Genomic DNA, 24,295 nt, shown 5'->3' with positions numbered 1-24,295 from the left:
CGGAGGGTGGACCACATGAAAACACGTGCAGCTGTTGCCTGGAAAGCGGGCGCTCCGCTAACGATTGAAGAGGTCGATCTGGCAGGTCCCAAAGCGGGCGAAGTGCTGGTCGAAATCAAGGCGACGGGCATTTGCCATACCGATTACTACACCTTGTCCGGTGCTGATCCAGAAGGGTTGTTCCCTGCCATCCTGGGCCATGAAGGCGCAGGCGTGGTACTGGATGTAGGTGCTGGCGTAACCAGCTTGCGCCCTGGCGATCACGTGATCCCTCTGTACACACCCGAGTGCCGCCAGTGCAAATCCTGCCTGTCGCGCAAGACCAACCTGTGTACCGCGATCCGTTCGACTCAGGGCAAGGGCCTGATGCCCGATGGCACTTCGCGTTTCTCCATTGGCGGCAAGCCAGTGCACCACTACATGGGCACATCGACTTTCGCTAACCACATCGTGGTGCCGGAAATTGCCTTGGCCAAGATTCGTAGCGACGCGCCTTTTGACAAGGTGTGCTACATCGGCTGTGGTGTGACCACAGGCTTGGGCGCTGTGCTGTTTACCGCCAAGGTGGAAGCGGGCGCTAACGTGGTGGTGTTCGGTTTGGGCGGTATTGGCCTGAACGTGATCCAGGGCGCCAAGATGGTCGGCGCTGGCAAGATCATCGGAGTGGACATCAACCCCGAGCGCGAAGCCATGGCTCGCCAGTTCGGCATGACCGATTTCGTGAACCCCAATGAGGTTGAAAACGTGGTGGACCACATCATTCAACTGACAGACGGCGGCGCGGATTACTCCTTTGAATGTATCGGCAACACCAAGGTGATGCGTCAGGCACTGGAGTGCTGCCACCGTGGTTGGGGCCAGTCCATCATTATTGGTGTGGCCGAGGCTGGTGCCGAAATCTCCACCCGTCCGTTCCAGCTGGTAACGGGTCGCGAATGGAAGGGCTCGGCCTTTGGTGGCGCTCGTGGCCGTACCGACGTGCCCACGATTGTGGACTGGTACATGGATGGCAAGATCAATATCGACGATCTGATCACCCACACCTTGCCGCTGGAGCGCATCAACGAAGGCTTTGACCTGATGAATGCCGGTAAATCCATCCGTTCGGTGGTGATGTACTGATAGACGTCGCTTGAGAAGGGCGCAGGCAGTCGCCTGCACCCTTTATCCCGGTTCCAGAGTCCGTGGCCGCCCTTGGGCGTGCCACAGGATGTGGGCCGGATCTGCAATTGAGAACACGAGGGGGCTATGACTCAGACACTGGAACTGCTCAACGAACACCGCTGTTTTAATGGTTGGCAGCGCTACTACCAACACGCTTCGCAGACAATTGGCCTGCCCATGCGTTTTTCTGTGTACATGCCGCCGCAACTACAGGCCAGCGCTCAGAAAGGGGCCGCCAGTCTGGCAGAGGCTATCGGGCAAGGCCGTGTGCCTGTGCTGTTTTTCCTGGCAGGGCTGACTTGCACGGAAGAAACCTTCATGATCAAGGCCGGTGCCCAGCGTTACGCTGCCGAGCACGGCATCATGCTGGTCACTCCCGATACCAGCCCGCGTGGTGCTGGCGTGGAAGGCGAAGACGATGGCTGGGATCTGGGAACCGGTGCCGGTTTCTATCTGGATGCCACTGAGCCCGGCTGGAGCAAGAATTACCGCATGGAAAGCTATGTGACCCAGGAGCTGTTTGATCTGGTCACGACCATCCTGCCCGGCGACGCCAGCCGTGTGGGTATTTTTGGTCATTCCATGGGCGGCCACGGTGCCTTGACGCTGGCTCTGCGCCACCCTGGCAAGTACCGCTCCGTGTCGGCCTTTGCACCTATTGCTGCGCCGACCCGCTGCCCTTGGGGCGAAAAGGCCTTTGGTGCCTACCTGGGTCAGGATCGCCAGGCTTGGGAACAACACGACGCCAGTGCCCTGATGGCCAAGACCAGTACGCCGTATCCTGCCGGTATCTTGGTGGACCAGGGCTTGAGTGACGGTTTTCTGGCCGAACAACTGTATCCGGAAGTATTCGAGCAGGCGTGCGAGCAGGCCAAACAGCCTTTGACCCTGCGCCGTCACGACGGCTATGACCACGGCTACTACTTCATCTCGACCTTCATTCAGGACCATCTGAATTTTCACGCCGAGCGACTGTGATCGCTGGATAAACAAGGTCGCACTTTGTTATTTTCAGGTGGGCGTTAAGGCGTTACTCTCAGGCAGCCACGGTTTTTTAGCCTGTTTGTGGCGTCCCGCCCACCGATTTGCCGCAGTTTTCCCTCAAGTAGTGAACTTTTTCTTGCTGCGACGCTCTTATTCCTGTACTCGAAATTTTTAGCACTCCAGACCATCGAGTGCTAAACTCAATGATTGTTGAAATACGTTTTCTGCGGTTTGAGAGCCTTGTTTAGTGCTCTCGCCGGCTGACTTTTGAAGGATTTTCCATGACACAACAAGCGAACGCTTTGGCCCTGGCGTCTGGTAATGAACTCGTCGCCGCCGTGTCTAATCCAGGCGCACTGGGGACGATCGAAGCGTATATTTCTGCTGTTAACCGCCTGCCCATGCTCAGCGCCGAACGCGAAACCGAGCTGGGTCAGCGCCTGCGCGACCAGGATGACCTGGATGCTGCGCGTGAACTGATTTTGTCGCACCTGCGTCTGGTGGTCTCCATTGCCCGCCAGTACCTGGGTTACGGCTTGCCGCATGCCGACCTGATTCAGGAAGGTAACGTGGGCCTGATGAAGGCCGTCAAACGCTTTGACCCTGATCGCGGTGTACGTCTGGTGTCCTTTGCCGTGCACTGGATCAAGGCCGAGATCCACGAATATGTCGTGCGCAACTGGCGCATGGTGAAAGTGGCCACTACCAAGGCCCAGCGCAAACTGTTTTTCAATCTGCGCCGCATGCGTCCGGACGGACAAACGCTGGATACGGCTCAGGTAGACGCGATTGCACGTGAACTCGATGTGCGTCCTCAGGACGTCAGCGAGATGGAAGTGCGTCTGTCCGGTCACGATATGGCCCTGGAAGCCCCGGCCAACGACGACGATGACAATTTCGCGCCTATCTCCTACCTGTCCGATGAAGGACACGAGGAGCCCACACGTGTGCTGGAGCGTCGTGCCCAGGATATGCTGGAAGGCAGCGGCCTGGAAGAAGCGATCGATACGCTGGACGAGCGTTCGCAGCGCATTGTGCGCGCCCGCTGGTTGCAGGACGATGGCGGTGCCACCTTGCACGATCTGGCCGCCGAATTCGGCGTGTCGGCAGAGCGTATCCGTCAGATTGAAGTGGCTGCATTCAAGAAGCTGCGCATCGCCTTGGCGCCTGCGGCTTAAGTCGTTTTAAAGAGTTACAACTTTTCGGGGGAATCCGAAGAACTTAAGCTGATTTTCGCGGACTAAACAATACATTTGCTGATTTTTGCCACCTATGCAATTCGGCATTTGCGCATCCGCTTCGGCTTCTCCTCTTCCCCTCCCTTTTGAAGCGGATGTTTACGGGACACCAGCTAGGTGTCCCTTTTTTTTGCCCTGATTTTTCAGTTTTTTGCTTGCCGGGTCGGGCTGACTCGGCAGGCAAATACAATTAGAAGGTCAAAGCGGCACGTAGCCAGACGGTGCGGCCAGGGTCATTAAAGCGGCTTGCTGCGCCAAAACCAAAACCACTGTTCCCGGCCAGATTCAGGTGTTCGCCGTAAGTCTTGTCGAACACATTATCCACACCGGCAGTCAGCGACAGATTGCGATTGATCTTGTAGCCCCCATACAGCGACAGGGTGCTGAAGCCACCTGTAGGCCCGAAGTCGTAACCCACCACATTTCCTTGTCCCTGTGAATAGCGATTTTGCTTGGCCACAATGCGCCAGACACCGCCTGCGGACCAGGGGCCTTGCACATAATCCGCTGTCAGACGCACATCCAGCGGGGGCATTTGCGGCAGGGCGCGGCCATCCGTATTGTTGCGGCCCCAGGCATAGGCCAGGCTGCCGCCCAAGGTCCAGTTGGGCGTCGCTTTCCAGTCCGCACCCAATTCGCCGCCCATGATGCGGGCCTTGACGTTTCTGGCCTGGGTTTTCATACCCATCATGCCACCGGGCAGGTAGTCGAACAGGATGTAATCCTGAGTCTGGCCAATATAGGCAGAGGCCCAGGCCGAGACCGTTTCATCCTTGTACTGAGCACCAAAATCCAGCTGTGTGGTCTTTTCAGGCTGAATACCCAGGAAGGCACTGGCGCTACCTTGCGGGCCGCTGGCTGGGGAAATCAGCTCCCAGTAGTCCGGCATGCGTTGGACATGGCCAATACCGGCGTACAGGCTCAAGGGCAGGGAATCCAGATCATGCTCGATACGCAGGAAAGCACTGGGCAGGGTTTCCTTACGGCGCTCGTTCGCGCCGGGGTTGGGCTTGCTCATCATGCCGCTGCCCAGGCTGGGGCGCAGGTCACGGGCGCTGGCCCAATCCAGACGTGCACCACCAATCAAACGGCTGGCGTCGTTCAAATCCCAACGGGCTTCGGTGAACAGGCCAATATTGTCGAACTCGGCATCTTTCACCCAATCCTGATCGCGGTAGTCCTGCATGCCCATGCCACTGCGTTTGCGATGGCGGCTGCGCATCAAATCAGCACCCGTGGTTAAGGTCAGGTCCTCGCTCAAGGCCCAATCCATGCTTAGACGGCCACCCCAGGTCAGGCGGTCCACATTGGAGGCCATAGGCATGGACATGCCACCACCCGGTTTGAAGGTGCGCAGCCCGTAGTTGTCCATCACGTGATCGGCGTAGTTGTAGTAGAGCTGAGCCTCTACATTGCGCAGCACGCCTTCGGGCATATCCTTCTTGAAACGCAGACCCAGGGTTTCACGCTTGAATTTTGTGCCATCCATGCCACGACCAGCATAGCGGGCATAGCCGTCACCTGTGCCTGCACTGAGTTCCAGCAAGGTATCGGCATCCGGTGTCAGGCCAATGGCGACGTCCGTATTCCATTTCTTCCAGCGCGAGGGCACACGTTCGCCATCTCCGTCCTTGTAGTCCTGCGCGCGATCTTGATTGGCAGTCAGGCGGGCATAGTAAGAGGCATTGCCAGCCGCAAAGTCCACATTGCCTGCGTGACGACCCGCCGAGCCGCCCAGAATACTGGCGTCCAGCGTGGCATCGTTCTCGGTAAAGCCGGGCGCTTTGCGCTCGAAGCGTACCGTTCCGGCAGAAGCACCCGGGCCCCAGCGCACGCTTTGAGGGCCCTTGATGATGGTCAGTTCATCAAAGGATTGGGGCGAAATGTAGGAGGTCGGCGCATCCATGCGTGACGGGCAGGCACCGGGCATGGAGCTGCCATTGGTCAGCACATTCAGACGCGAGCCAAACATGCCGCGCAGCACCGGGTCCCCGTTGCTGCCGCCATTACGAATGGCCGCAAAGCCAGGAATGGTTTTCAAGTAGTCCGTGCCGTCGCTGGCAGGCAAGGGCAGGCGGGGCAGTTTGGGGTTGGTGCTGAACTGCAAAGGGGATTCAGGAGCCACTCCGGTCACTACGATAGGGCTGAGTTGTTCAATAACGGTGGATTGGGCCAGGGCAATAGAAGGCACGCAGGCCAGCACACCGGCGCTGATCAGGCCGGGGTTTATTAATTTCTTCATGACTAAATTCCGAAGAGCAGCCGTCGTCCAGCGGCAAACCCGCTTGGGCGATAGCAACAAAGGAGAAAAGGCGTGGCGGCAGAGCCGAACGCGGGGAATCAGACAGGAAGAAGAGAGGGCGGGGCGCGTTGCCCCACGGGCGGGCCACGAATAAAGGCCTGCGCCAGAGCGGGGCTAAGAGGGGGAAGCAGCAAGGGCCGGAACTGGCCCAGGCTCAAAGGCGTGACGATAGCAATCGGCGCGGGCGTCAATGCGGCTTGCAGCATGACGCAGAACGGACAGGTGGCGCTGGTGGTGGCTTCGTCCGAATGGGACGTGGTGTCCTCGCCTAACAAGGCCGCCCAGTGCTGAATCATTTCAGGGGGCAGGCTTTGTCCAGAAGGTAGACAGAAGGCCAGCGCATACCCCTGATCTGTCTGCTTGGGCATATAGCCCGCAGGGACCATGCCGCGCAGCACTACAGCCAGCAACAACAAGCACAGGCCCAGACGATGGGGCCAGTGAGTCGCAGCGAGGAAGGTGCGCGGGAAATTCATGATGCGAAAGTATAACGAGTTATGTCAGACGTGAACTTGCGCTGGCGCAGATTTTGGCTTGCCGCCGTATCACCGTCCATTTGTGTTTCTGAATGCGGGTCCATAGGCCAAAAAACGTAAATTTTGCGAGAAAAAGATAATTCGGCGGCTGTGTGTCCGGAAAAAGGCGCTATTCTGATTCATGCGGAAAGCGGGGGGATTTTCCGTGCCGATCTGGCCTGCCCATGCCTGAATGCGTATGTACATGCCGATCGACTCAATGCCGATGACAAAGGATGTCGCGATGCAGATTGGGCAGTTTGTTTTTGGGTTGGCAGGCCTGCTGGGGCTGGTTGCCTTTATGCCGCCTTTGGCTGGACGCTTGCGACTGCCGTACTCCGTACTTCTGGCCTTGATCGGCTTTGCGCTGGGTATTTTGCTACACCTGCATGCCTGGGCGCCCAAGATGGTGTCGGACTTCCTGGATACCTTGCAGGCCTTTGACATCTCCTCCGAGACCTTTCTCTACGCTTTCCTGCCCATCCTGCTGTTCGAGACTTCGCTGGCCATGAACTTGCGCCGCCTGCTCGACGATATCGGCGCCATCTTGATGATGGCCATCGTGGCCGTAGTGGTCTGTACCTTTGCCGTTGGCTACGCCTTGAATGCGGCTTCGTCTTATGGTCTGGTGGTCTGTTTGATGTTGGGCGCGATTGTGGCCACGACAGACCCTGTGGCCGTGGTGGGCATTTTCCGTGAAGTGGGCGCACCCAAACGCTTGTCTACCTTGGTGGAAGGCGAGGCTCTGTTTAACGATGCGGCTTCCATTGCCTTGTACTCCGTGCTGTTGGCAGTCTTGACGGGGGGTGGGGAATTAAGTGGCAGCAAGGTGTTGGGCAGCTTCCTGTTCAGTTTTCTGGGCGGTGGTGTCGCGGGTTTCTTGATGGGTCGTCTGGCCAGCGGCCTGTTCGTGCTCTTGCGCGGTTGGCCGGCTGCTGAAGTCACGCTGACCATTGCCTTGGCGTACCTGGCCTTTTTTGTGTCCGAGCACTATCTGGGCGTATCCGGTGTGGTCGCCACGGTCATTTCCGGTTTGGTGGTGGGCTCCACAGGTCGCACCCGCATGTCGCCTGCGACCTTCGAGCTTTTGAGCAGCTCCTGGACCCAGATGGGTTTTCTGGCCAACTCCCTGATCTTCCTGTTTGCCGCCATGCTGATTCCGCGCCTGATGGCTGAAATCACCTGGATGCAGATTGGCCTGGTGGCCTTGCTGTTTGTAGTGACCTTGCTGGCACGGGCTGTCATGGTGTTTGCCGTGCTCCCCTTGCTGGGGCGCACCCGCTTTGGCACTCGAGTCAGTCGCCCCTATCGGGTGGTAATTCTGTGGGGGGGCCTGCGCGGCGCTGTTTCCCTGGCACTGGCCTTGGCCGTTACGGAACAGCACGCCATTCCGCATGATGTGCGCCAGTTCATCGGCGTGGCCACCACGGGTTTTGTGTTGCTGACCCTGTTTGTGAATGGGATCAGTTTGCGCCCCTTGATTCGCCGTTTGGGCCTGAATCAACTGACCCCGCTGGAACGCCATTTGCGCGATCAGGCGGTGAGCCTGGCTTTGGAAGAGCTGCGCGACAAGACTGAGGAACTGGGTCGGCAAGAGCAGATCAAGCCACAGGTCATCGAGCGCCTGTGTACGGTGTTCGATGCCAGTCAGGCCGGTGTGGCATCCGGTCAGATCCAAAGCCTGACCGAAGCACAGAAAGTAAAAATGGGGATGGCGATTCTGTCGGCCCGCGAGGTGGAGCTGTTTTACGAGCTGCTGAAATCGCAGATTGTGGATTGGAAAACCGCCGAGTCCTTATTGAGCCGGGCCGAACGCATGAACGATACGGTGCGTCTTGCTGGTTTGGCCGGTTTTGAGGCCGCCATTGCCAATGATCTGCGTTACTCCCGAGGTTTCCGCTCCGCCTTGCGCTTGCACTATCTGTTTGGCTTGCAGGGCTGGCTGGTGCGGGAACTGGACAAGCGCTTCTCGAACCTGATCGCCAAGCGGTCTGTGGCCCAGCGTTTGATACGTTTTGCCGAAACCGAATTGGCCCCCTTATTGGGCCAACAGGCAACGGGCACGATTGTGCAGGCTCACAAGTTGCGTCTGTCCCAGCTGGAAGATGCCTTGCATTCCTTGACGCTGCAATACCCGGTGTTTGCGCAGTGGCTGCAAGAGTCCTATTTGGCGCGCGTCGCCGCTTCGCAAGAACGCGCCCACTACCGCACCATGTTGTCCCACTCTCTGATTACCAGCGAGATGTACGCTGATCTGGTCAAGCAGATCACACAACGCTGGCGCTATCTGGACGAGCGTCCCACTCTGGACATGACCATGAGCGCCATGGAACTGATTGCCCAGGTGCCCATGTTCGATGGCATTTCCGAGCAAGCCAAGAAAGAGCTGGCGCGGCGCTTGCGCCCACGTCTGGCGCTGCCAGACCAGAAAATTCATCTGCGTTATGGGGGCATGCGTGTCATGTTCTTTGTGGCGTCCGGGGCGCTGGAACTGACTTTGCCTGATGGCAGTCTGGTGGAGCTGGGGACAGGGCAAACGATTGGTGAAGTCAATGTCGTGGAACATAGCGACCACGTTGGTGAAGTGCGCTCCCTGGGCTATAGCCGCTTGCTGATGCTGACCGAGCGTGATTTCGATACCTTGCGCGGCAAAGATCCCATCTTCAGTGAAAAGATCGAGGCCGTGGTGCGACAGCGCCAACGAGCGTATCAAGTGTGGCAAGAGTTCGAGTCCGGCCAACGCCAACATGAGGAACTGCCACCGCTGTTTGGTTTGGCTCATGCCTTGAGCGAGGCAGAAAGCTTTGTCGGCCCGCCTTTACCCCCGGACTGGGTACGACAGGCGCAGCCCCCCGAGGGACAGGCATAAAAAAAAGCGAGCCGATCATGGCTCGCTTTTTTATTGGGCGTGATCAGATCAAGCGCACCCAGTGATCCAGCAGCAATGCCCCAAACAAGACCGCCAGATAAATAATGGAAAAGCGGAACAGCTTGCGAGACAGTTCATCACTGTAGTTGCGGTGCAGTTGGTGGGCGTATTGAATGAAACGTGCGCCCAGCAAGATCGCAGCTACTAGATACAGCACACCACTCATGCGGATGATGAAGGGCAGCAGGCTGGAAGCCATCAGGATGTAGCTGTAGAGCAGCACATGCAGCGTCGTAAAGGTTTTGCCGTGGGTGACGGGCAGCATGGGCAGGCCGGAGCGCTGGTAGTCGTGCTGACGGTAGAGCGCCAATGCCCAGAAGTGCGGGGGCGTCCAGATGAAGATGATCAGCACCAGCAGCCAGGCTTCAGCCGGTACGGCATTGGCAATGGCGGCCCAGCCCAGGGCAGGGGGCATGGCACCGGACAAACCACCGATCACGATGTTCTGTGGGGTCAGGGGTTTGAGGATCACGGTATAGATCACCGCATAACCAATGAAGGTGGCCAAGGTCAGCCACATGGTCAGCGGATTCACCCAGTAATACAGCACCAGCATGCCCATGCCGCCCAGCAAACCGGACATGGCCAGGACTTGCGGCGGGGTAATGGTGCCGCGTGCCGTACCGCGCCGAGCGGTACGCAACATGCGGGCATCAATCTGGCTTTCGATCAGGCAGTTGATGGCAAAGGCGGCAGCCGCCAGCATCCATATGCCCAGCGTGCCCGCGACCACGGTGCCCGGATCGGGCAGGCCGGGAGCAGCCAGAAACATGCCGATAACGGCACAGAAAACAGCCAGCTGGGTGACTCTGGGTTTAGTCAGTACCAGATACTGGCGCAGGAGCGAGGCGGGAGCCAGGGTAGCGGTGTTTGTCATACTGTATTCCTTGGGGGACAGTCGACTTGCGGGAAAGCCGTACCAACAGGGTGACGCAGCATAAAACGAGACCGGCAGCTCCCCCATTATGCAGGACGGCAATCAAAAGAGGCCATTGGAAAAAGATCGTGGTTAACCCCGTGATGAGCTGGGCCAGCAGCAGCAAAAGCACCAAAGTTGCGGGGCGGCGCAAGATGGGGTCGGCGCGTAATTTCCACGCAACGGAACCCAGAACCAGAAACACCAGAAAGGCCATATTGCGGTGAACCCAATGGATGGCGGTCAGCGCGGCCTGGGAAATCATTTCACCGGAAGGCAGCTCGCCCAGCGCGCGGAACAGCGAGAATCCGCCGTGCAGATCCATCTCGGGTATCCATTGGCCGTGGCATTGCGGGAAGTCCATGCAGGCCAGCGCCGCGTAGTTGGTGCTGACCCAGCCACCCAGACCAATCTGAATCGTCAGCAGGATAAAGGCCCCGATCAGCCAGGGTCGCCAGCGGCGGGTTACAGGTGAGACTGGCGGTCCGGGGTTCTCGCGTACGGCCAGCCAGGTCATCAAGGCCAGCACGCTCATGCCGCCCAGCAAGTGGGTGGTGACAATAATGGGCATCAGCTTGTGGGTGACGGTCCAGGCACCAAAGGCCCCTTGCACGCACACAGCCAGTAAGGTGAAAGCCGCCAGCCGGGCCGAATGCCCCAGCGTATGGCGGTGCCGCCATGCCATCCAGACAATGGCAATGATCAGCATGCCCAAAGCCGCGCCCACGTAGCGGTGGATCATTTCAATCCAGGCCTTGCCCCAGCTGACTGGGCCATAGGGCATGGCTTGATAGGCTTGTTCGATATGTGCGCCCGCGCCCAGCGGCGTAAGCTTGCCATAGCAACCGGGCCAGTCCGGGCAACCCAGGCCCGAATCTGTCAGACGCACAAACGCGCCGAACATGATCAGGTCCAGGGTCAGGAACCAGGTCAGGTAAACCAGCTTGCGGTAGCGTTGGCGTATATCGGCCATGAGCTTATCCGATACGTGAGTTGTTCAGCAGTTTGCGAATGTCGGTGCGAACCTTGAGCGGGTCGGCATCCTCGGGGAACAGCATCATCAAATTGCCATTGGGGTCGATGATCCACATGCCATTTTTGACAGCTTGTTCAGGGCCCTTGCCAGCGGCTTCAGGGGCCAGGAATTCGGCCAACTGGCGCGGGTCCGCACGCAGCATATGGGTACCTTGATAGGCCTCCAGAATTTGCTCTGAAGGCTGGCCCTGGTCAGTCACAAACCAGACGCGTGCCAGGCGTTCCACGTTCTTGCCTTGGCTGGCGTGGGAGTTGCGCAGAATGAATAGCTTGCGCACGCAGCTTTCGGGGCAGGCGCTTTCATCGGCGCTGACCAGCACCCAGCGACCTCGCAGCGATTGCAGATCAAAAGCTTCGCCTTGGAGATTGCGCAGGGGAAGTGCGGCAGGTTCAGGCACGCTGCGTTGAGGCTCAATCAATTGACCGTAGGCATTGCTCTCGTCTGGCCGCAGTCCCAATGAAGGCATGTAGTAGGCGGCCAGTGCAAACAGCACGGGTGCCAGACTGATCGCCAGCAGCAGATACAGCGGAGTCATGGAACGCGGGCGGGTAGGGGGTTGAGTCGTGTCCACGTCAGGTTTTCCTTGTAGGGGCAGAGTTGAGCCTGGAGCGTCGCAGCCATTTCCACGCTACACCGATCCAGGCACACAGGGCAATCAGGGCAAAACCGAACCATTGCAGTGCGTAGCCACGGTTCTTTTCAAAGTCGATATTCGGGTCTGGCCAATTGGTTTGCAACTCCGAGGTGGGAGCTGTCTGGGCCAGCACGCGCGGCAGCACAGGCAGATCAATGCGGCTGCGCAGATCTTCCAGGGCCAGGTTCTGCACGACAGGGGGCGTGCCCGACGGGTCAGGCAAGTGTGCAGGCAAGGGGCTGCTGCCCAGCTCAAACAGACGCGGCACGCGCTCCATCAACTCGCCGGAAATGGTCTGGTGGCCGGATGGTGCAGCCGGAACACTAGGGGGTTGCCCCGGTACGCGAGCCAACCAACCTCGTAGTACGAGCAGGCTGGAGCCCGCCAAATCGCCCTCATCCAGCACAAAAGGGGTGGCAATCCAGTAGCCCGGCTTACCTTTGAAATTGCGATTATCCAGGAGTACAGTTAACTCACTGCGCCAGGAGCCGTGCACCGCGACAGACTGCCACAAGGCACCTTTATCCAGGCTGGCCTGGGAATCAATATGAAGGGGAGCTTGCTGGCGGCCTTGTTCTATTTGTTGTGCCAGGCTTTGACGTTCCTGCGCGCGGCTCAGTTGCCAGCGTCCCAGGCTAATGAACAGCAGTATCAGCAAACCCAGACAAACCAGGGCAAGCAGGGATCGAGTCGAAGAAGAACGAGGATTGTTGCTGGACATCAATTCAACCTGAAGCGGGGGAGACGTAATGCGTGTGCTAGTCCTGATCGTGTTTCTGGGGATTATTGTTTCGCTGGGTTCGGCCCTGGTGTATTTGATGCGTGACCGGGGTAATTCCAATCGCATGGCCTATGCGCTGACTTGGCGAGTGGGCTTATCCGTGGCCCTGTTTCTGTTTGTGTTGCTGGCCCATCATCTGGGTTGGATTGAAAGCACTGGTGTGCCTTTGGCTTGAAGGAAAAATCCAGGCCCGAAGACACGGGCCTGGAGCATGAATCGCTAGAACCAGTACACGTACAGATACAAGCCCAGCCACACCACGTCCACAAAGTGCCAGTACCAGGCGGCCCCTTCAAAACCAAAGTGGTGCTCGGCGGTAAAGTGCCCGCGCATCAGCCGTATCAGCATCACCGTCAGCATGGTGGCACCGATAATCACGTGAAAACCGTGAAAGCCCGTCAACATATAGAACAAGGCCCCGTAAGCGCCGGAAGTGAACTTCAGGTTCAGTTCGGCATAGGCGTGCATGTATTCGTAAGCCTGACAGGCCACAAAGGCGAAGCCCAGCGCAACCGTCATGAACAGCCAGAAAATCGCGCTACTACGCTTGCTGGCTCGCAGCGCGTGGTGAGCAATGGTCAGGGTGACGCCCGAGGTCAGCAGCAAGGCCGTGTTGATCGTAGGCAGCCACAGCGGGCCTACGGTCTGGAAGGGGGCAACAGTGCCCGCCGGGCCTTGATTCGGCCAGGTGCCGGTGAAGTCAGGCCAGAGCAGGGCGCGGTGATCCAGGTCGCTTAATAGCGGCGTGGCAATTTCGCGGGTATACCAAAGTGCCCCGAAAAAGGCCGCAAAAAACATGACTTCGGAAAAGATGAACCACGACATGCTCCAGCGATAGGAGATATCGACACGCGTGCTGTTCAGACCCGTTTCAGACTCGCGCACGGCGTCGCTGAACCAGAAGAACAGCACCAGCAAGAAGCTGAGAATCCCGACCAGAAACACCCAGAAGCCGCCCGGCCAGTTATTGATCCAGGTAGCCGCACCCAACAGCGTCAGGCACAGGGAAATGCTGGCGCGTACCGGATGCCCCGACAAGCCGGGGACGTAGTAATACGGCGCCTTGGACGGGTGAGCCGTAGTCTCGACATGCATAGTGTTCTCCTTCGGGTCATGTGCCCTGGGGCGCAGTATCCGGCCAGGGTTCAGCTGGCCTGACCAATGAACCAGCGGGCCACCATAATCAGGCCCACAACGAAAACAACCGTGGCGATCAAGGCGGCAATAATCAGATAGACCGGATTGATCTTGGCAATGTCCTGCTCATGGTCGCGGCCACGACGGACTCCAAAAAATCCCCAGGCAATGGCTTTCAATGTCTGGAAAAAACTGAGCTTGCGCCGTGTGAGGTCCCGAAAATCGTCATCCATATCACTGTCCTAAAAATTGACTGCCTTTTAGAAAGGTCCAGGCCATGACGGCAATGACGAACACGGCCAGGAGCAATCCCAGACGGCGGTTGCGACGGCGTTGTTCGGGGGTCATACGGCGTTCCTCCAGTGTTACTTGACGACAGGGGGTACTTCAAACGTGTGGTGCGGAGCGGGCGATGGAACAGTCCATTCCAGGCCTTCGGCACCTTCCCACGGCTTGGCACTGGCCACTTCGCCCTTGCCGCGTGCGGCCTGGATCACGATGTAGATCAGCAGCAATTGCGACAGGCCGAACCAGAAGGCGCCAATGGTGGCAATCTGGTGGAAGTCCGTGAACTGACCAGCGTAGTCCACATAACGACGTGGCATGCCCGCCAGGCCCAGAAAGTGCATGGGGAAGAAGGTCACGTTGAACGAGATCATGGTGGACCAGAAGTGGATCTTGCCCAGACGCTCGTTGTACATGCGGCCGGTCCATTTGGGCAGCCAGTAGTAGGCACCGCCAAACAAGGCAAACAGCGATCCGGCCACCAGCACATAGTGGAAGTGAGCCACCACGTAATAGGTGTCGTGTACCGCAATATCGATCGGGGCCACGGCCAGGATCAGGCCGGTAAAGCCGCCAATCGTGAACACGAAGATAAAGCCGATGGAAAACAGCATGGGCGTTTCAAAGGACAGCGAACCGCGCCACATGGTGGCTACCCAGTTGAAGATCTTTACCCCGGTCGGAATGGAGATCAGCATGGTGGCATACATGAAATACAACTGCCCGGTTACCGGCATCCCCGTGGAGAACATGTGGTGGGCCCATACCAGGAAGGACAGAATCGCGATAGCGGCGGTGGCGTACACCATGGAGGCATAACCAAACAGGGCTTTGCGCGAGAAGGCAGGCACGATGGCAGAGACAATGCCAAAGGCCGGCAAGATCATGATGTAGACCTCGGGGTGTCCAAAGAACCAGAAGATGTGCTGGTACAGAACCGGGTCACCACCACCGGCAGCGTTAAAGAAGTGGGTGCCAAAGTGACGGTCTGTCAGCAGCATGGTCACGGCAGCGGCCAGCACGGGCATCACGGCAATCAGCAGGTAAGCGGTAATCAGCCAGGTCCAGCAAAACAGCGGCATTTTCATCAGCGTCATGCCAGGCGCGCGCATGTTCAATACCGTCACCACAATATTGATGGCCCCCATGATGGAGGACGCGCCCAGAATGTGGACCGCGAAAATCGTGAAGTCCATGCCCGGTCCCATTTGCAAGGACAGCGGGGCGTACATGGTCCAGCCACCGGCAGGCGCGCCGCCAGGCACAAAGAAGGACGCGGTAAACAGAATTGCGCCCACGGGCAGCAGCCAGAAGCTGAAGTTGTTCATGCGGGCAAAGGCCATGTCCGATGCGCCAATCTGTAGCGGAATCATCCAGTTGGCAAAGCCCACAAAGGCCGGCATGATCGCGCCGAAAATCATGATCAGGCCGTGCATGGTGGTGAACTGGTTGAACAGCTCGGGCCGGAAAAACTGCAGACCCGGCTGGAACAGTTCGGTACGCAGCAGCAAAGCCAGCACGCCGCCCTCCAGCAACATCACAAAGGAGAAGATCAGGTACATGGTCCCGATATCTTTGTGATTGGTGGCGAACAACCAGCGACGCCAGCCGCTAGGGGTGGCATGGGCATGATGGTGATCATCATGTCCGCTCGGGTTCGCTACATGGTCGACGGTGACGCTACTCATGCTTGACTCCTTGCTGCACTCCCCCTGGCCGTAGTCAGGGATAGATTGATAGTGTGATAGGCGGCGAGCGCAGACTTAGCGCTGTTCCTTGACGTCGGCGGGCATCACGACAGGGTCAGGCCCTTTGCCAGCGTTGCCCCAGGCGTTGCGTGTGTAGGTAATGACCGCGGCAATCTGCACATCTGTCAGCTGATTGCGGAAAGCAGCCATCGCGGTGCCAGGGTGACCATTCAACACCGTGTCGATCTGGCCTTTCTTGGGGGCGAGCACGAACTTCGTATCGCCGTCAAGAGCGGGGAAGGTGCCGGGCATGCCTTTGCCATTGGCCTGGTGGCAAGCCACGCAGTTTTGCGCAAAGATCTGTTTGCCGCGCTCGGTCAACTCGTCCTTGGTCCACTCTTTATTGGGATCATCGGCCTGGGCAGTCATCAAGTCGTTCTGCTCCTGGGCCCACTTGTCGTAGTCTTCTTGCGCCATCACTTGCACCACGATGGGCATGTAGGCATGGTCCTTGCCGCACAGCTCGGCGCATTGGCCGCGGTAGGTGCCGACCTTGTCCGCACGGAACCAGGTATCGCGCAAAAAGCCAGGGATGGCATCTTGCTTGACGCCAAACTCGGGCACCATCCAGGAGTGGATGACGTCCTCGGCCGTCAGCATGACGCGCACTTTCTTGTTAACCGGCACCACCAGTGGCTTGTCCACTTCCATCAGATAGTTCGGACCAATGGGTTCGCGGCCTTCAATCTGGGCGCGCGGGGTGGACAGGTTGGACAGGTATTTCACACCCGTGGCCGGGCCGTCCAGATATTCGTAGCCCCACTTCCACTGATAGCCAGTGACCTTGACGGTCAGGTCGGCGCTGCTGGTGTCCTTCATGGCCACCACGGTTTTGGTGGCAGGCAGTGCCATGCCGATCACGATCAGGAAAGGGATGATGGTCCAGGCCACTTCCACACCCAGATGTTCGTGAAAGCGGGCGGCAATCGCGCCCTTGGACTTGCGGTGCCGGATGATGGAATAGAACATCACGCCGAACACGCCAATAAAGATGATGGTACAGATGATCAGCATCATCCAATGCAGCCAGGCAATGTCCTGGGCGATGGGGGTAACCCCGTTATGCAAATTGAGCTGATTGACACGGGGACCACCCTCCATGTGGGTGATCTGAGCCAGGCTTGGCCCTGCCGTCGAACAGGCGGTCAGAGCAAATAAACTTCTCCACATCTTCATTGTTGTCCCTCTTTTGGTGTTGCCATGCCAAACCGGGGTTCGGCTGCGTCAACGCTCCGAAAAATCCAACGCTGGAAGAAACTGCTGTGTTGCAGTGGCGGGCTTGTCGCAGCTAAGTGCTGGTCCGCTCGAAGTTTTTAGTAGCTTATCTGTTCACGGAAATTATATAGAACTTGCTTTAGCCTTCAAGGGCAGGGTATGTCCCTAGAAGACAAGGTTGGACTAAACGCTACAAAAGCCGTAATGGGGCAAGGCTTGAATTACAATCGCGGACTATGACTTTGTTCCAGAACCGATCACTTACTCAGGCCCTGCGTCAGCGCATGGCCAGCTTGACCAGTCAGCTGCAACAATTGCCCCCGCCGGGCAGCCGTCCTGTCACTGTTGATGGGCGCGTTGCCGGATGGATCACTCCCAAGGCCGCTCGCTGTATTGAGCCTTTGCCTGGGGTTTCGATTGAAGAAGATGTCTTGCGTCTGAGCGATTGCCCCAGCCAGGAATTGAGCCTGGCTCAGGTCCTGGATCAGGTCGCCTTGCGTTTGCAGGAAGGCGGTTGCATTCGGGCCTGGCGTGACGAGTTGCTGGACGTGGTCGGCGAAGGGCAATGCCTGTCCCGAATTGAACGTGGTGCAGTGCGGCCTTTGGGTTTTTTGACGCAAGCGGTGCATTTGAATGGCTGGTCTACAGACGGCCGCATCTGGGCCGCACGTCGTTCACCCACCAAATCGACAGACCCGAATATGTGGGACACGCTGGTCGGTGGACTGGCGGTCAGCGGTGAGTCGCTGCATACCTCCCTCATACGCGAAAGTTATGAAGAAGCGGGTTTGGCCGAGTCCGTGCTGGACAATTGCACCCCCTTGCGCGTGTCCTTGCGCATGCACCGTCGCCTGCCGGAAGGCTATCAGGTGGAGAACGCCCTGGTCAGCGATTGTGTGTTGGCCGACGATGTGCGGCCCTGCAATATGGACGGCGAGGTTAGTGAGTTTCGCTTATTGACGCTGGATGAAGCCTGGCAAATGATAGAAGCAGATTTGTTCACCCTGGAAGCGCAAGTGGTGCTGATCGACAGCATCAAGCAGCATCTGGAACAGCTGGCCTGAACCTGGGAATCACCGGGCAGGCACCAACCCGATGGGAGCTACGCATGAACCCGAATCCTTTTGGTATACCTGATTTCAATGCCCTGGGCGGCGGCAACAATCCATTGCTGCGCAGCATGGACATGATGGCGCAGGCCTGGAAAAACATGGCCAGCGGCGGGGCGGGCGATTTGAGCTCGGGCATGATGCCCAGCTTGTCCCCCGATGATCTGGATCGTCGTATTCGCGACTTGCGTGCCGTGGAAAGCTGGTTGCAGCTGAACCTGTCCATGCTAAGCACGACTATCCAGGGTCTGGAGATTCAGCGCTCCACCTTGGCGGCTATCAAGACCATGGCACAGCAAGGTACGCAGGCTGCGGGCGGGAAAAATCCCTTTGAAGCCTTTATGGCCTTCAATCCCATGGCAGCGGGTGCAGATAGTGCAGCAGGTGCCAAGGCGCAGGCCAGCAAGCCGGAGGCGGCAGCGCATGCGGCATTCCAGTCAGCAGCGGCTCAGCCCTCGCCACAGTCTCAACAGGCTGCGCCACAGCCCGAAGCGGCTGCCAAGCAGGACGGCCCCAAAGATAAACAGCCCGGTGCTCAGCAGGAAGCCGGTGCAGGCAATCCCGCTGCGCAAGCGTGGTGGAACATGCTGCAACAGCAATTTGATGCCATGGCGACTGCCACAGCCGCATCGATGCAGCAGGTAGAAAACTATCGCCAGCAGGCGACCAAGGCTAAAGCAGCCGGCTCGACTAAGACCCCTAAACCGGCAGCTGCCAATGCCCAGACTTCGGCCAAGACCAGTGCTCCGGCAGCAGCCAAGCCGGTAAGAACGGCAGCGAAAGCAGCCGCTAAAACCGCGGCCAAGGCGGCCACCAAAACGGCGGCTAAAAAGACCGCCACGCGCAGCACCAAAAGCAGTACCAAAAAGAACTGATCGACCAACCTAGTAGGTAAATTTTTATGCTTAATATCGTGATTCTGGCAGCAGGCATGGGCAAGCGTATGCAGTCTGACCTGCCCAAAGTACTGCATCCTATCGCCGGCAAATCCATGCTGGCCCACGTGCTCGACAGCGCACGTGAACTGGAGCCGGAAAAAGTTGTGGTCGTGGTGGGTCATGGCGCCGAGCGCGTTCAGCAAACCTTCGCACAGGCCGAGCTGGCCTTTGCCTTGCAGCAACCTCAGCATGGTACGGGCCACGCAGTGCAACAGGCCGTGCCTGAACTGGTCGGTGGCGACCAGGAAGATGACGCCACGCTGGTTCTGTATGGCGACGTCCCTCTGGTCCAGGCTGACACCTTGCGCCGCTTGCTGCAAGCGCGCGGCCAAGGCGTGGCCGTGCTGACCGAAACACTGGCGGACTCCACCGGCTACGGACGCATCATTCGCGGTGCAGATGGCACCGTACAACGCATTGTTGAGCACAAAGATGCCAACGAAGCCGAACGTGCCGTGAAAGAAGTGAACACCGGCATTCTGGTTGCACCTACGGCCCGTCTGAAAGACTGGTTGACCCGCATCACCAACGACAATGCGCAAGGCGAGTACTACCTGACCGACATCATCGCCTTGGCGGTTGCCGATGGCGTGCCTGTGCAAGCGGCTCAACCGGCTGCTGGCTGGGAAACTTTGGGTGTGAACAGCCGCATTCAACAGGCCGAGCTGGAGCGTTTGTGGCAAGCAGAACAGGCTCGCCGTCTGCTGGAAAAAGGCGTGACCTTGGCCGACCCGGCCCGCTTTGATCTGCGCGGCACACTGGAGTGTGGCCGTGATGTGTTCATTGATGTGGGTTGCGTGTTTGAAGGCAAGGTCGTGTTGCAAGACGGTGTGCGCGTCGGCCCGCATAGTGTGCTGCGTGACGTGACGATTGGTGCCGGTACGCAAATCGAAGCTTTCAGCCATCTGCAACAAGCTCAGGTTGGTGAAGAAGCCCGTGTCGGCCCTTATGCTCGCCTGCGTCCTGGTGCTGTTCTGGCCAATCACACCCACGTGGGCAACTTCGTGGAAATCAAGAACACCCAGCTGGGCGAAGGTTCCAAAGCCAATCACCTGGCCTATATCGGTGATGCCGATGTGGGGCAGCGTGTGAACATTGGCGCAGGCACCATCACCTGCAATTACGACGGCGTGAACAAGTTCCGCACCGTGATTGGTGACGATGCCTTCATCGGCTCGGACACCCAATTGGTGGCTCCGGTGACAGTAGGCCGTGGCGCAACGATTGGCGCGGGTACGACCCTGGTGCGCAATGCACCGGATGATCAGCTGACCTTGTCGCGTTCGGACCAGCGCAGCGTGTCCGGCTGGAAGCGCCCGGTTCGCAAATCTTGATGTGTGTTAGCCCATCTTCGGTATCCCTCCCTTTGCATCGCAAGGGGAGCATTGCTGCGTGCTCTTGTGGCACACAGTGCCCGGATGGGCTGATTCTGGATCGTCGTCATGCGCATTCTGCAGCTTAATTTCGAGCGCGGCTGGCGCGGTGGCGAGCGGCAAACCTTGCTGAGCATCCAGCAGATGCAGCAGGCTGGTCATCAGGTCAGTCTATTGGCTCGACGTGATGAAGAGCTGGCCAAGCGTGCCAAAGAGCAGGGCTTGAGCGTGGTGGAATGTGCCTCCGTGGGTGCCGCGCTGCGCTATTTACTGGTGCATGGCCGGGGTTTTGATATCGTCCATTCCCAAACCGCGTCCTGCATGAGCTGGCTGGCCTTGCTGCATTTCTGGTTGCCAAAACGGGTGGTCTTTACGCGTCGCACGGCTTTTCCGATTGACCGCAAACGCGTCGAGCAACGTAGCGGACAGCAGCCAGACAGCGCTTTGACTTCCAAGGAACGACGCACGCGTTGGAAGTGGCGCAAGGCGGATCGTTTGGTAGCGATCAGCCAGGCAGCAGCGGCAGAGCCGCGTCGCCTGGGTTTTTCCGTAGACGTGATTCCTAGTGCCATTGAGTACGTCGAGCAGGATGAAGCTTATGTGAACCACTTGCGGCTGCGTTGGAATCCGCAGGGCTTGCACGTTCTGGGGACGATGGCTGCACTGACGTCCGAGAAAGACCCCCAGACTTTGATACGCGCGGTTCACGCCCTGTATCAGCGTAGGCAGGACTTTGTGTTTCTGCATTTCGGTGCGCCTGGCTCCGAGTCCTCGGCGGCAGAGGAACTGATTGCGCAGTTGGGGCTGGAAGACTGCTACAAGCTGGCTGGTTTTGAAGCCCGCCCCGAACAGGCTTATCGCTTGATGGACGGCTTTGTCTTGAGTTCCCGGCATGAAGCCCTGGGCTCCAGCGTTCTTGATGCGTTCGTGTACGGCGTGCCCGTTACGGCCACGATGGCGGGCGGTTTGAGTGAGCTGCTGGATAATGGCCGTGGCAAGTTATGCGCGGTAGGGGATGCACAAGCCATTGCACAGGCTCTGGATGAGACTTTGAGCAATCCGACAGCAGCGCGGCAACAGGCAGCGCTGGCGCATCGCTGGGTGAAGCAGGAGCATGACCCCGCTGTCATGGTGCAGCGTTACTTGCGTCTGTATCAGCAACTGGTACAGCAGCGCGTACGAACCTGAACGCGGCTGTTTTATTCGGTTGCTGAGCGTTTCACTCTTTGCTCTTGTGCTGGCTTTTACGCGTGTTTTAATTCCTGCCACAGCCACAGCCACAGCCACAGCCACAGCCACAGCCACAGCCACAGCCGCAGCCGCAGCCACAGCCACAGCCCATGCCTTGTTCATTGCCGATAGCGTTCCGGCACAACGACTTGGCCAGGTTCATATCTTCGGTGCAGGTAAAGGAACTCGCGTCTCGAACTTGGCCTGATGAATCGAGAAGAAACTGCGTATATTGCGGATATTCGCCTGACTGGTGAATAAAGAGTGAGCCAGCTTGTGATACGCCGTCATGTCGCTGACCTGCAAGATCACAATGAAATCCACCCCGGTCGAGACGCGATAGCATTGCGTCACCGCTGCTTCGGGGGCCATCAGACGCTCGAATTGCTGCAGGTATTCTTCACCCTGACGGTCCAGTGTAATCTCCACAATGGCCGTCAAGCTGGGGCCCAGTTGCTCCGGGTCCAGCAAGGCAACCTGCCTGCGAATTACCCCTTGATCACTTAAACGACGTACTCGCCGCAGGCAGGTTGGGGGAGAGGCATGCACGCGCAAAGCCAGCGCTTGATTGCTGATGGAAGCATCATTTTGCAGCTGCTCCAGAATGCGTAAATCCAGCTCGTCCAGTTCAATCATGACAATGTTTATCTATCTATGATGAAATAAAATTCTGTTAAATAAAATAAATTTTGTTTTTCTTTCATATTCTTTATTAAATGAAATTTTAATTCATTTCGAAGAAAAAATAGACATAATATTTTTCGTGTTTCAGATCAGAATAGGCGGATTGAATTGATTAGTTGGCCCACCGAAAAGGGCCATGAACAGGAGTTGGCTATGTGTGGAATTGTTGGCGCGGTAGCGCAACGCGATATTGTCCCCGTGCTGCTGGAAGGTTTGAAGCGTCTGGAATACCGGGGCTACGATTCTTGCGGTGTTGCTGTTCATGCGCAGGGCCAGTTGTTGCGGGCACGCAGTACTCAGCGCGTGGCCGAGCTGCAAGAACAGGTCAAGGCAGATCATCTGCAAGGCTTTACCGGCATTGCTCACACGCGCTGGGCAACGCACGGTGCGCCTGCTACTCATAATGCACACCCGCATTTCTCCGGCAAGGGCAAAGCACGTATTGCCCTGGTGCATAACGGCATCATCGAAAACCACGACGAACTGCGCGCCGAGCTGCAAAGCATTGGCTACGTGTTCGAGAGCCAAACCGACACCGAAGTGATCGCTCACCTGATCGACCACCTGTACAACGGTGATCTGTTCGAGGCCGTGCAACAGGTCATTCGTCGCTTGACGGGGGCTTACGCCATTGCCGTGTTCTGTCAGGATGAGCCTCACCGTGTAGTGGGTGCTCGCCATGGCTCGCCTCTGGTTGTGGGTGTGGGTCAGAACGAAAACTTCCTGGCTTCGGATGCCTTGGCATTGGCCGGCACGACTGATCAAATCATCTACCTGGAAGACGGTGATGTGATTGATTTGCAGATCAATAATGTGTGGATCATGGACAAGGATGGCCGCGCCGTTGATCGTCCGGTACACACCGTACATCTGCACACCGCAGCCGCTGAATTGGGCCCATACCGCCACTTCATGCAAAAGGAAATCTTCGAACAGCCCCGCGCTGTAGGCGATACCTTGCAAGACATTGAAAGCGTCACGCCCGAGTTGTTTGGCGACCAGGCCTACAAGGTTTTTCAGGACATCGACAATGTGCTGATTTTGGCTTGCGGCACCAGCTACTACGCCGGTCTGACCGCCCGCTACTGGATTGAGTCCCTAGCCAAAATCCCCGTCAACGTGGAAATTGCCAGCGAATACCGCTACCGCGACAGCGTGCCCAACCCGCGCACTTTGGTGGTGACGATTTCCCAGTCCGGCGAGACCGCCGATACTCTGGCCGCCTTGAAACATGCCCGCAGCCTGGGCATGGAACAGACCCTGACCATCTGCAACGTGGCCACCAGTGCCATGGTGCGTGAGTGCAAGCTGTCCTATATCACCCGCGCTGGCGTAGAAATTGGCGTGGCTTCCACCAAAGCCTTCACCACTCAACTGACCGCTTTATTCTTGCTGACCATCGCACTGGCTCAAGTCAAAGGTCACCTGAATCAGGAGCAGGAAGGCGACTACCTGAAAGCCCTGCGCCATCTGCCTACCGCTATCGCTGCCGTGCTGGCTCTGGAGCCACAGATCATGGCATGGGCCGACCGTTTTGCCAGCAAGGAAAACGCCTTGTTCCTGGGCCGTGGCATGCATTACCCCATCGCCATGGAAGGCGCGTTGAAGCTGAAAGAAATCAGCTACATCCACGCTGAAGGCTATCCCGCTGGTGAACTGAAACACGGCCCTCTGGCCCTGGTTACCGAAGCCATGCCTGTGGTCACTATCGCCCCACGCGATGAACTGCTGGAAAAGCTGAAATCTAATATCGAAGAAGTCCACGCACGAGGTGGGGAGCTGTACGTGTTTGCCGACGCCGATACCCGCATCGGCAGCAGCGAGCGTGTGCATGTGATCCGTATGCCAGAGCACTACGGCAAGTTGTCTCCCATCTTGCACACCGTGACCTTGCAATTGCTGGCCTATCACACCGCTTGCTCGCGTGGCACGGACGTGGATAAGCCACGGAATCTGGCCAAGAGTGTGACTGTCGAATGAGTCTTTCAGACTATATCGACCGTAAAGAGCCGCTTAGCGGCTCTTTTTGTATTCTTCGCCGTTTGGTAATTTTTGAGTGGTTCTTATAGAGAAATAA

The 24,295-nt window shown here is 57.8% G+C and carries 22 protein-coding genes; 10 read left to right on the top strand and 12 right to left on the bottom strand.

The genetic code is table 11. The annotated features are described in order from the left end of the window. Positions 1–15 precede the first annotated feature (15 nt). The 3 genes from U2949_RS08740 to rpoH all read left to right on the top strand — a co-directional run bounded on the left by U2949_RS08740 (position 16) and on the right by rpoH (position 3,326). On the top strand, positions 16–1,122 hold the full coding sequence (locus U2949_RS08740) for an S-(hydroxymethyl)glutathione dehydrogenase/class III alcohol dehydrogenase (RefSeq protein WP_026483572.1): 1,107 nt from the start codon (positions 16–18) through the stop codon (positions 1,120–1,122). A gap of 126 nt (positions 1,123–1,248) precedes the next feature. Continuing rightward, positions 1,249–2,142, top strand: a complete 894-nt coding sequence (gene fghA, locus U2949_RS08735) for an S-formylglutathione hydrolase (protein WP_257722888.1) — start codon at positions 1,249–1,251, stop codon at positions 2,140–2,142. A 287-nt stretch (positions 2,143–2,429) separates the two neighbouring features. Further along, the gene (gene rpoH / locus U2949_RS08730) at positions 2,430–3,326 is read left to right on the top strand and encodes an RNA polymerase sigma factor RpoH (RefSeq protein WP_321287206.1); all 897 of its coding nucleotides are present in this window, start codon (positions 2,430–2,432) and stop codon (positions 3,324–3,326) included. A 250-nt stretch (positions 3,327–3,576) separates the two neighbouring features. On the opposite strand, the gene U2949_RS08725 is transcribed toward rpoH, so the two are convergent. Together U2949_RS08725 and U2949_RS08720 are read right to left on the bottom strand one after the other, a co-directional pair. Further along, positions 3,577–5,628: a TonB-dependent copper receptor gene (locus U2949_RS08725; protein WP_321287204.1), complete on the bottom strand. Its 2,052-nt coding sequence runs from the start codon at positions 5,626–5,628 to the stop codon at positions 3,577–3,579. A gap of 98 nt (positions 5,629–5,726) precedes the next feature. Continuing rightward, the gene (locus U2949_RS08720; protein ID WP_026483576.1) at positions 5,727–6,164 is read right to left on the bottom strand and encodes a DUF2946 family protein; all 438 of its coding nucleotides are present in this window, start codon (positions 6,162–6,164) and stop codon (positions 5,727–5,729) included. Positions 6,165–6,447: 283 nt separating this feature from the next. On the opposite strand from U2949_RS08720, the gene U2949_RS08715 reads away from it, so the two are divergent. Continuing rightward, complete coding sequence (locus U2949_RS08715; RefSeq protein WP_022983663.1) at positions 6,448–9,072, top strand: cation:proton antiporter; 2,625 nt, start codon at positions 6,448–6,450, stop codon at positions 9,070–9,072. Between the two features lie 43 nt (positions 9,073–9,115). Here U2949_RS08715 and cyoE read toward each other — a convergent pair whose 3' ends face one another. The 4 genes from cyoE to U2949_RS08695 are packed head-to-tail and all read right to left on the bottom strand — an operon-like array spanning position 9,116 to position 12,439. Then, positions 9,116–10,009, bottom strand: a complete 894-nt coding sequence (cyoE, locus tag U2949_RS08710) for a heme o synthase (protein WP_042485530.1) — start codon at positions 10,007–10,009, stop codon at positions 9,116–9,118. Continuing rightward, positions 9,948–11,021 carry a COX15/CtaA family protein gene (locus U2949_RS08705; RefSeq protein ID WP_022983661.1) on the bottom strand — a complete coding sequence of 358 codons (1,074 nt, stop codon included), beginning with the start codon at positions 11,019–11,021 and terminating at the stop codon, positions 9,948–9,950. Before U2949_RS08705 ends, cyoE begins: the two co-directional genes overlap by 62 nt. Before the next feature lie 4 nt (positions 11,022–11,025). Further along, complete coding sequence (locus U2949_RS08700; RefSeq protein WP_321287201.1) at positions 11,026–11,655, bottom strand: SCO family protein; 630 nt, start codon at positions 11,653–11,655, stop codon at positions 11,026–11,028. A 1-nt stretch (position 11,656) separates the two neighbouring features. Then, positions 11,657–12,439 (bottom strand): SURF1 family protein, encoded by a 783-nt coding sequence (locus U2949_RS08695; RefSeq protein ID WP_257722890.1) that lies wholly within the window; start codon positions 12,437–12,439, stop codon positions 11,657–11,659. A gap of 28 nt (positions 12,440–12,467) precedes the next feature. Here U2949_RS08695 and U2949_RS08690 point away from each other — a divergent pair, with 28 nt between their 5' ends. After that, entirely contained in the window at positions 12,468–12,674 is a 207-nt protein-coding gene (locus U2949_RS08690) for a twin transmembrane helix small protein (RefSeq protein ID WP_026483580.1), read from the top strand. 44 nt (positions 12,675–12,718) lie between these two features. Here the strand turns inward: U2949_RS08690 and U2949_RS08685 are convergent, their stop codons facing one another. The 5 genes from U2949_RS08685 to coxB form a co-directional block, all read right to left on the bottom strand. Further along, complete coding sequence (locus U2949_RS08685; RefSeq protein WP_026483581.1) at positions 12,719–13,594, bottom strand: cytochrome c oxidase subunit 3; 876 nt, start codon at positions 13,592–13,594, stop codon at positions 12,719–12,721. A 50-nt stretch (positions 13,595–13,644) separates the two neighbouring features. Next, positions 13,645–13,869: a DUF2970 domain-containing protein gene (locus tag U2949_RS08680; RefSeq protein ID WP_003805158.1), complete on the bottom strand. Its 225-nt coding sequence runs from the start codon at positions 13,867–13,869 to the stop codon at positions 13,645–13,647. A 1-nt stretch (position 13,870) separates the two neighbouring features. Then, positions 13,871–13,984, bottom strand: coding sequence for a cytochrome oxidase small assembly protein (locus U2949_RS08675; RefSeq protein WP_009457495.1), 114 nt, complete (start codon positions 13,982–13,984; stop codon positions 13,871–13,873). Positions 13,985–14,001: 17 nt separating this feature from the next. Next, positions 14,002–15,609, bottom strand: coding sequence for a cytochrome c oxidase subunit I (gene ctaD / locus U2949_RS08670; RefSeq protein ID WP_009457496.1), 1,608 nt, complete (start codon positions 15,607–15,609; stop codon positions 14,002–14,004). A 75-nt stretch (positions 15,610–15,684) separates the two neighbouring features. Next, positions 15,685–16,845, bottom strand: a complete 1,161-nt coding sequence (gene coxB, locus U2949_RS08665) for a cytochrome c oxidase subunit II (protein WP_026483582.1) — start codon at positions 16,843–16,845, stop codon at positions 15,685–15,687. A gap of 275 nt (positions 16,846–17,120) precedes the next feature. On the opposite strand from coxB, the gene U2949_RS08660 reads away from it, so the two are divergent. From U2949_RS08660 to U2949_RS08645, 4 genes are all read left to right on the top strand, one after another. Then, a complete protein-coding gene (locus U2949_RS08660) occupies positions 17,121–17,948 on the top strand; it encodes an NUDIX hydrolase (RefSeq protein ID WP_009457498.1) in 828 nt (275 codons plus the stop codon). A 44-nt stretch (positions 17,949–17,992) separates the two neighbouring features. Then, positions 17,993–18,868, top strand: a complete 876-nt coding sequence (locus U2949_RS08655; RefSeq protein ID WP_321287196.1) for a PhaM family polyhydroxyalkanoate granule multifunctional regulatory protein — start codon at positions 17,993–17,995, stop codon at positions 18,866–18,868. A gap of 26 nt (positions 18,869–18,894) precedes the next feature. Further along, the gene (glmU, locus tag U2949_RS08650; RefSeq protein WP_321287194.1) at positions 18,895–20,265 is read left to right on the top strand and encodes a bifunctional UDP-N-acetylglucosamine diphosphorylase/glucosamine-1-phosphate N-acetyltransferase GlmU; all 1,371 of its coding nucleotides are present in this window, start codon (positions 18,895–18,897) and stop codon (positions 20,263–20,265) included. A gap of 108 nt (positions 20,266–20,373) precedes the next feature. Continuing rightward, positions 20,374–21,492, top strand: a complete 1,119-nt coding sequence (locus U2949_RS08645) for a glycosyltransferase family 4 protein (RefSeq protein WP_026483586.1) — start codon at positions 20,374–20,376, stop codon at positions 21,490–21,492. A 201-nt stretch (positions 21,493–21,693) separates the two neighbouring features. On the opposite strand, the gene U2949_RS08640 is transcribed toward U2949_RS08645, so the two are convergent. Next, complete coding sequence (locus tag U2949_RS08640; RefSeq protein ID WP_051316277.1) at positions 21,694–22,170, bottom strand: Lrp/AsnC family transcriptional regulator; 477 nt, start codon at positions 22,168–22,170, stop codon at positions 21,694–21,696. 201 nt (positions 22,171–22,371) lie between these two features. Between U2949_RS08640 and glmS the strand changes: the two genes are divergently transcribed. Further along, a complete protein-coding gene (gene glmS, locus U2949_RS08635) occupies positions 22,372–24,198 on the top strand; it encodes a glutamine--fructose-6-phosphate transaminase (isomerizing) (RefSeq protein ID WP_026483588.1) in 1,827 nt (608 codons plus the stop codon). The last annotated feature ends 97 nt before the right edge of the window (positions 24,199–24,295 follow it).

This window comes from Alcaligenes phenolicus (assembly GCF_032063905.1).
GTDB lineage: Bacteria > Pseudomonadota > Gammaproteobacteria > Burkholderiales > Burkholderiaceae_B > Alcaligenes > Alcaligenes phenolicus.
The sequence above is the reverse complement of the archived record's forward strand: the minus strand, read 5'-3'. Positions and strand labels throughout refer to the sequence as shown.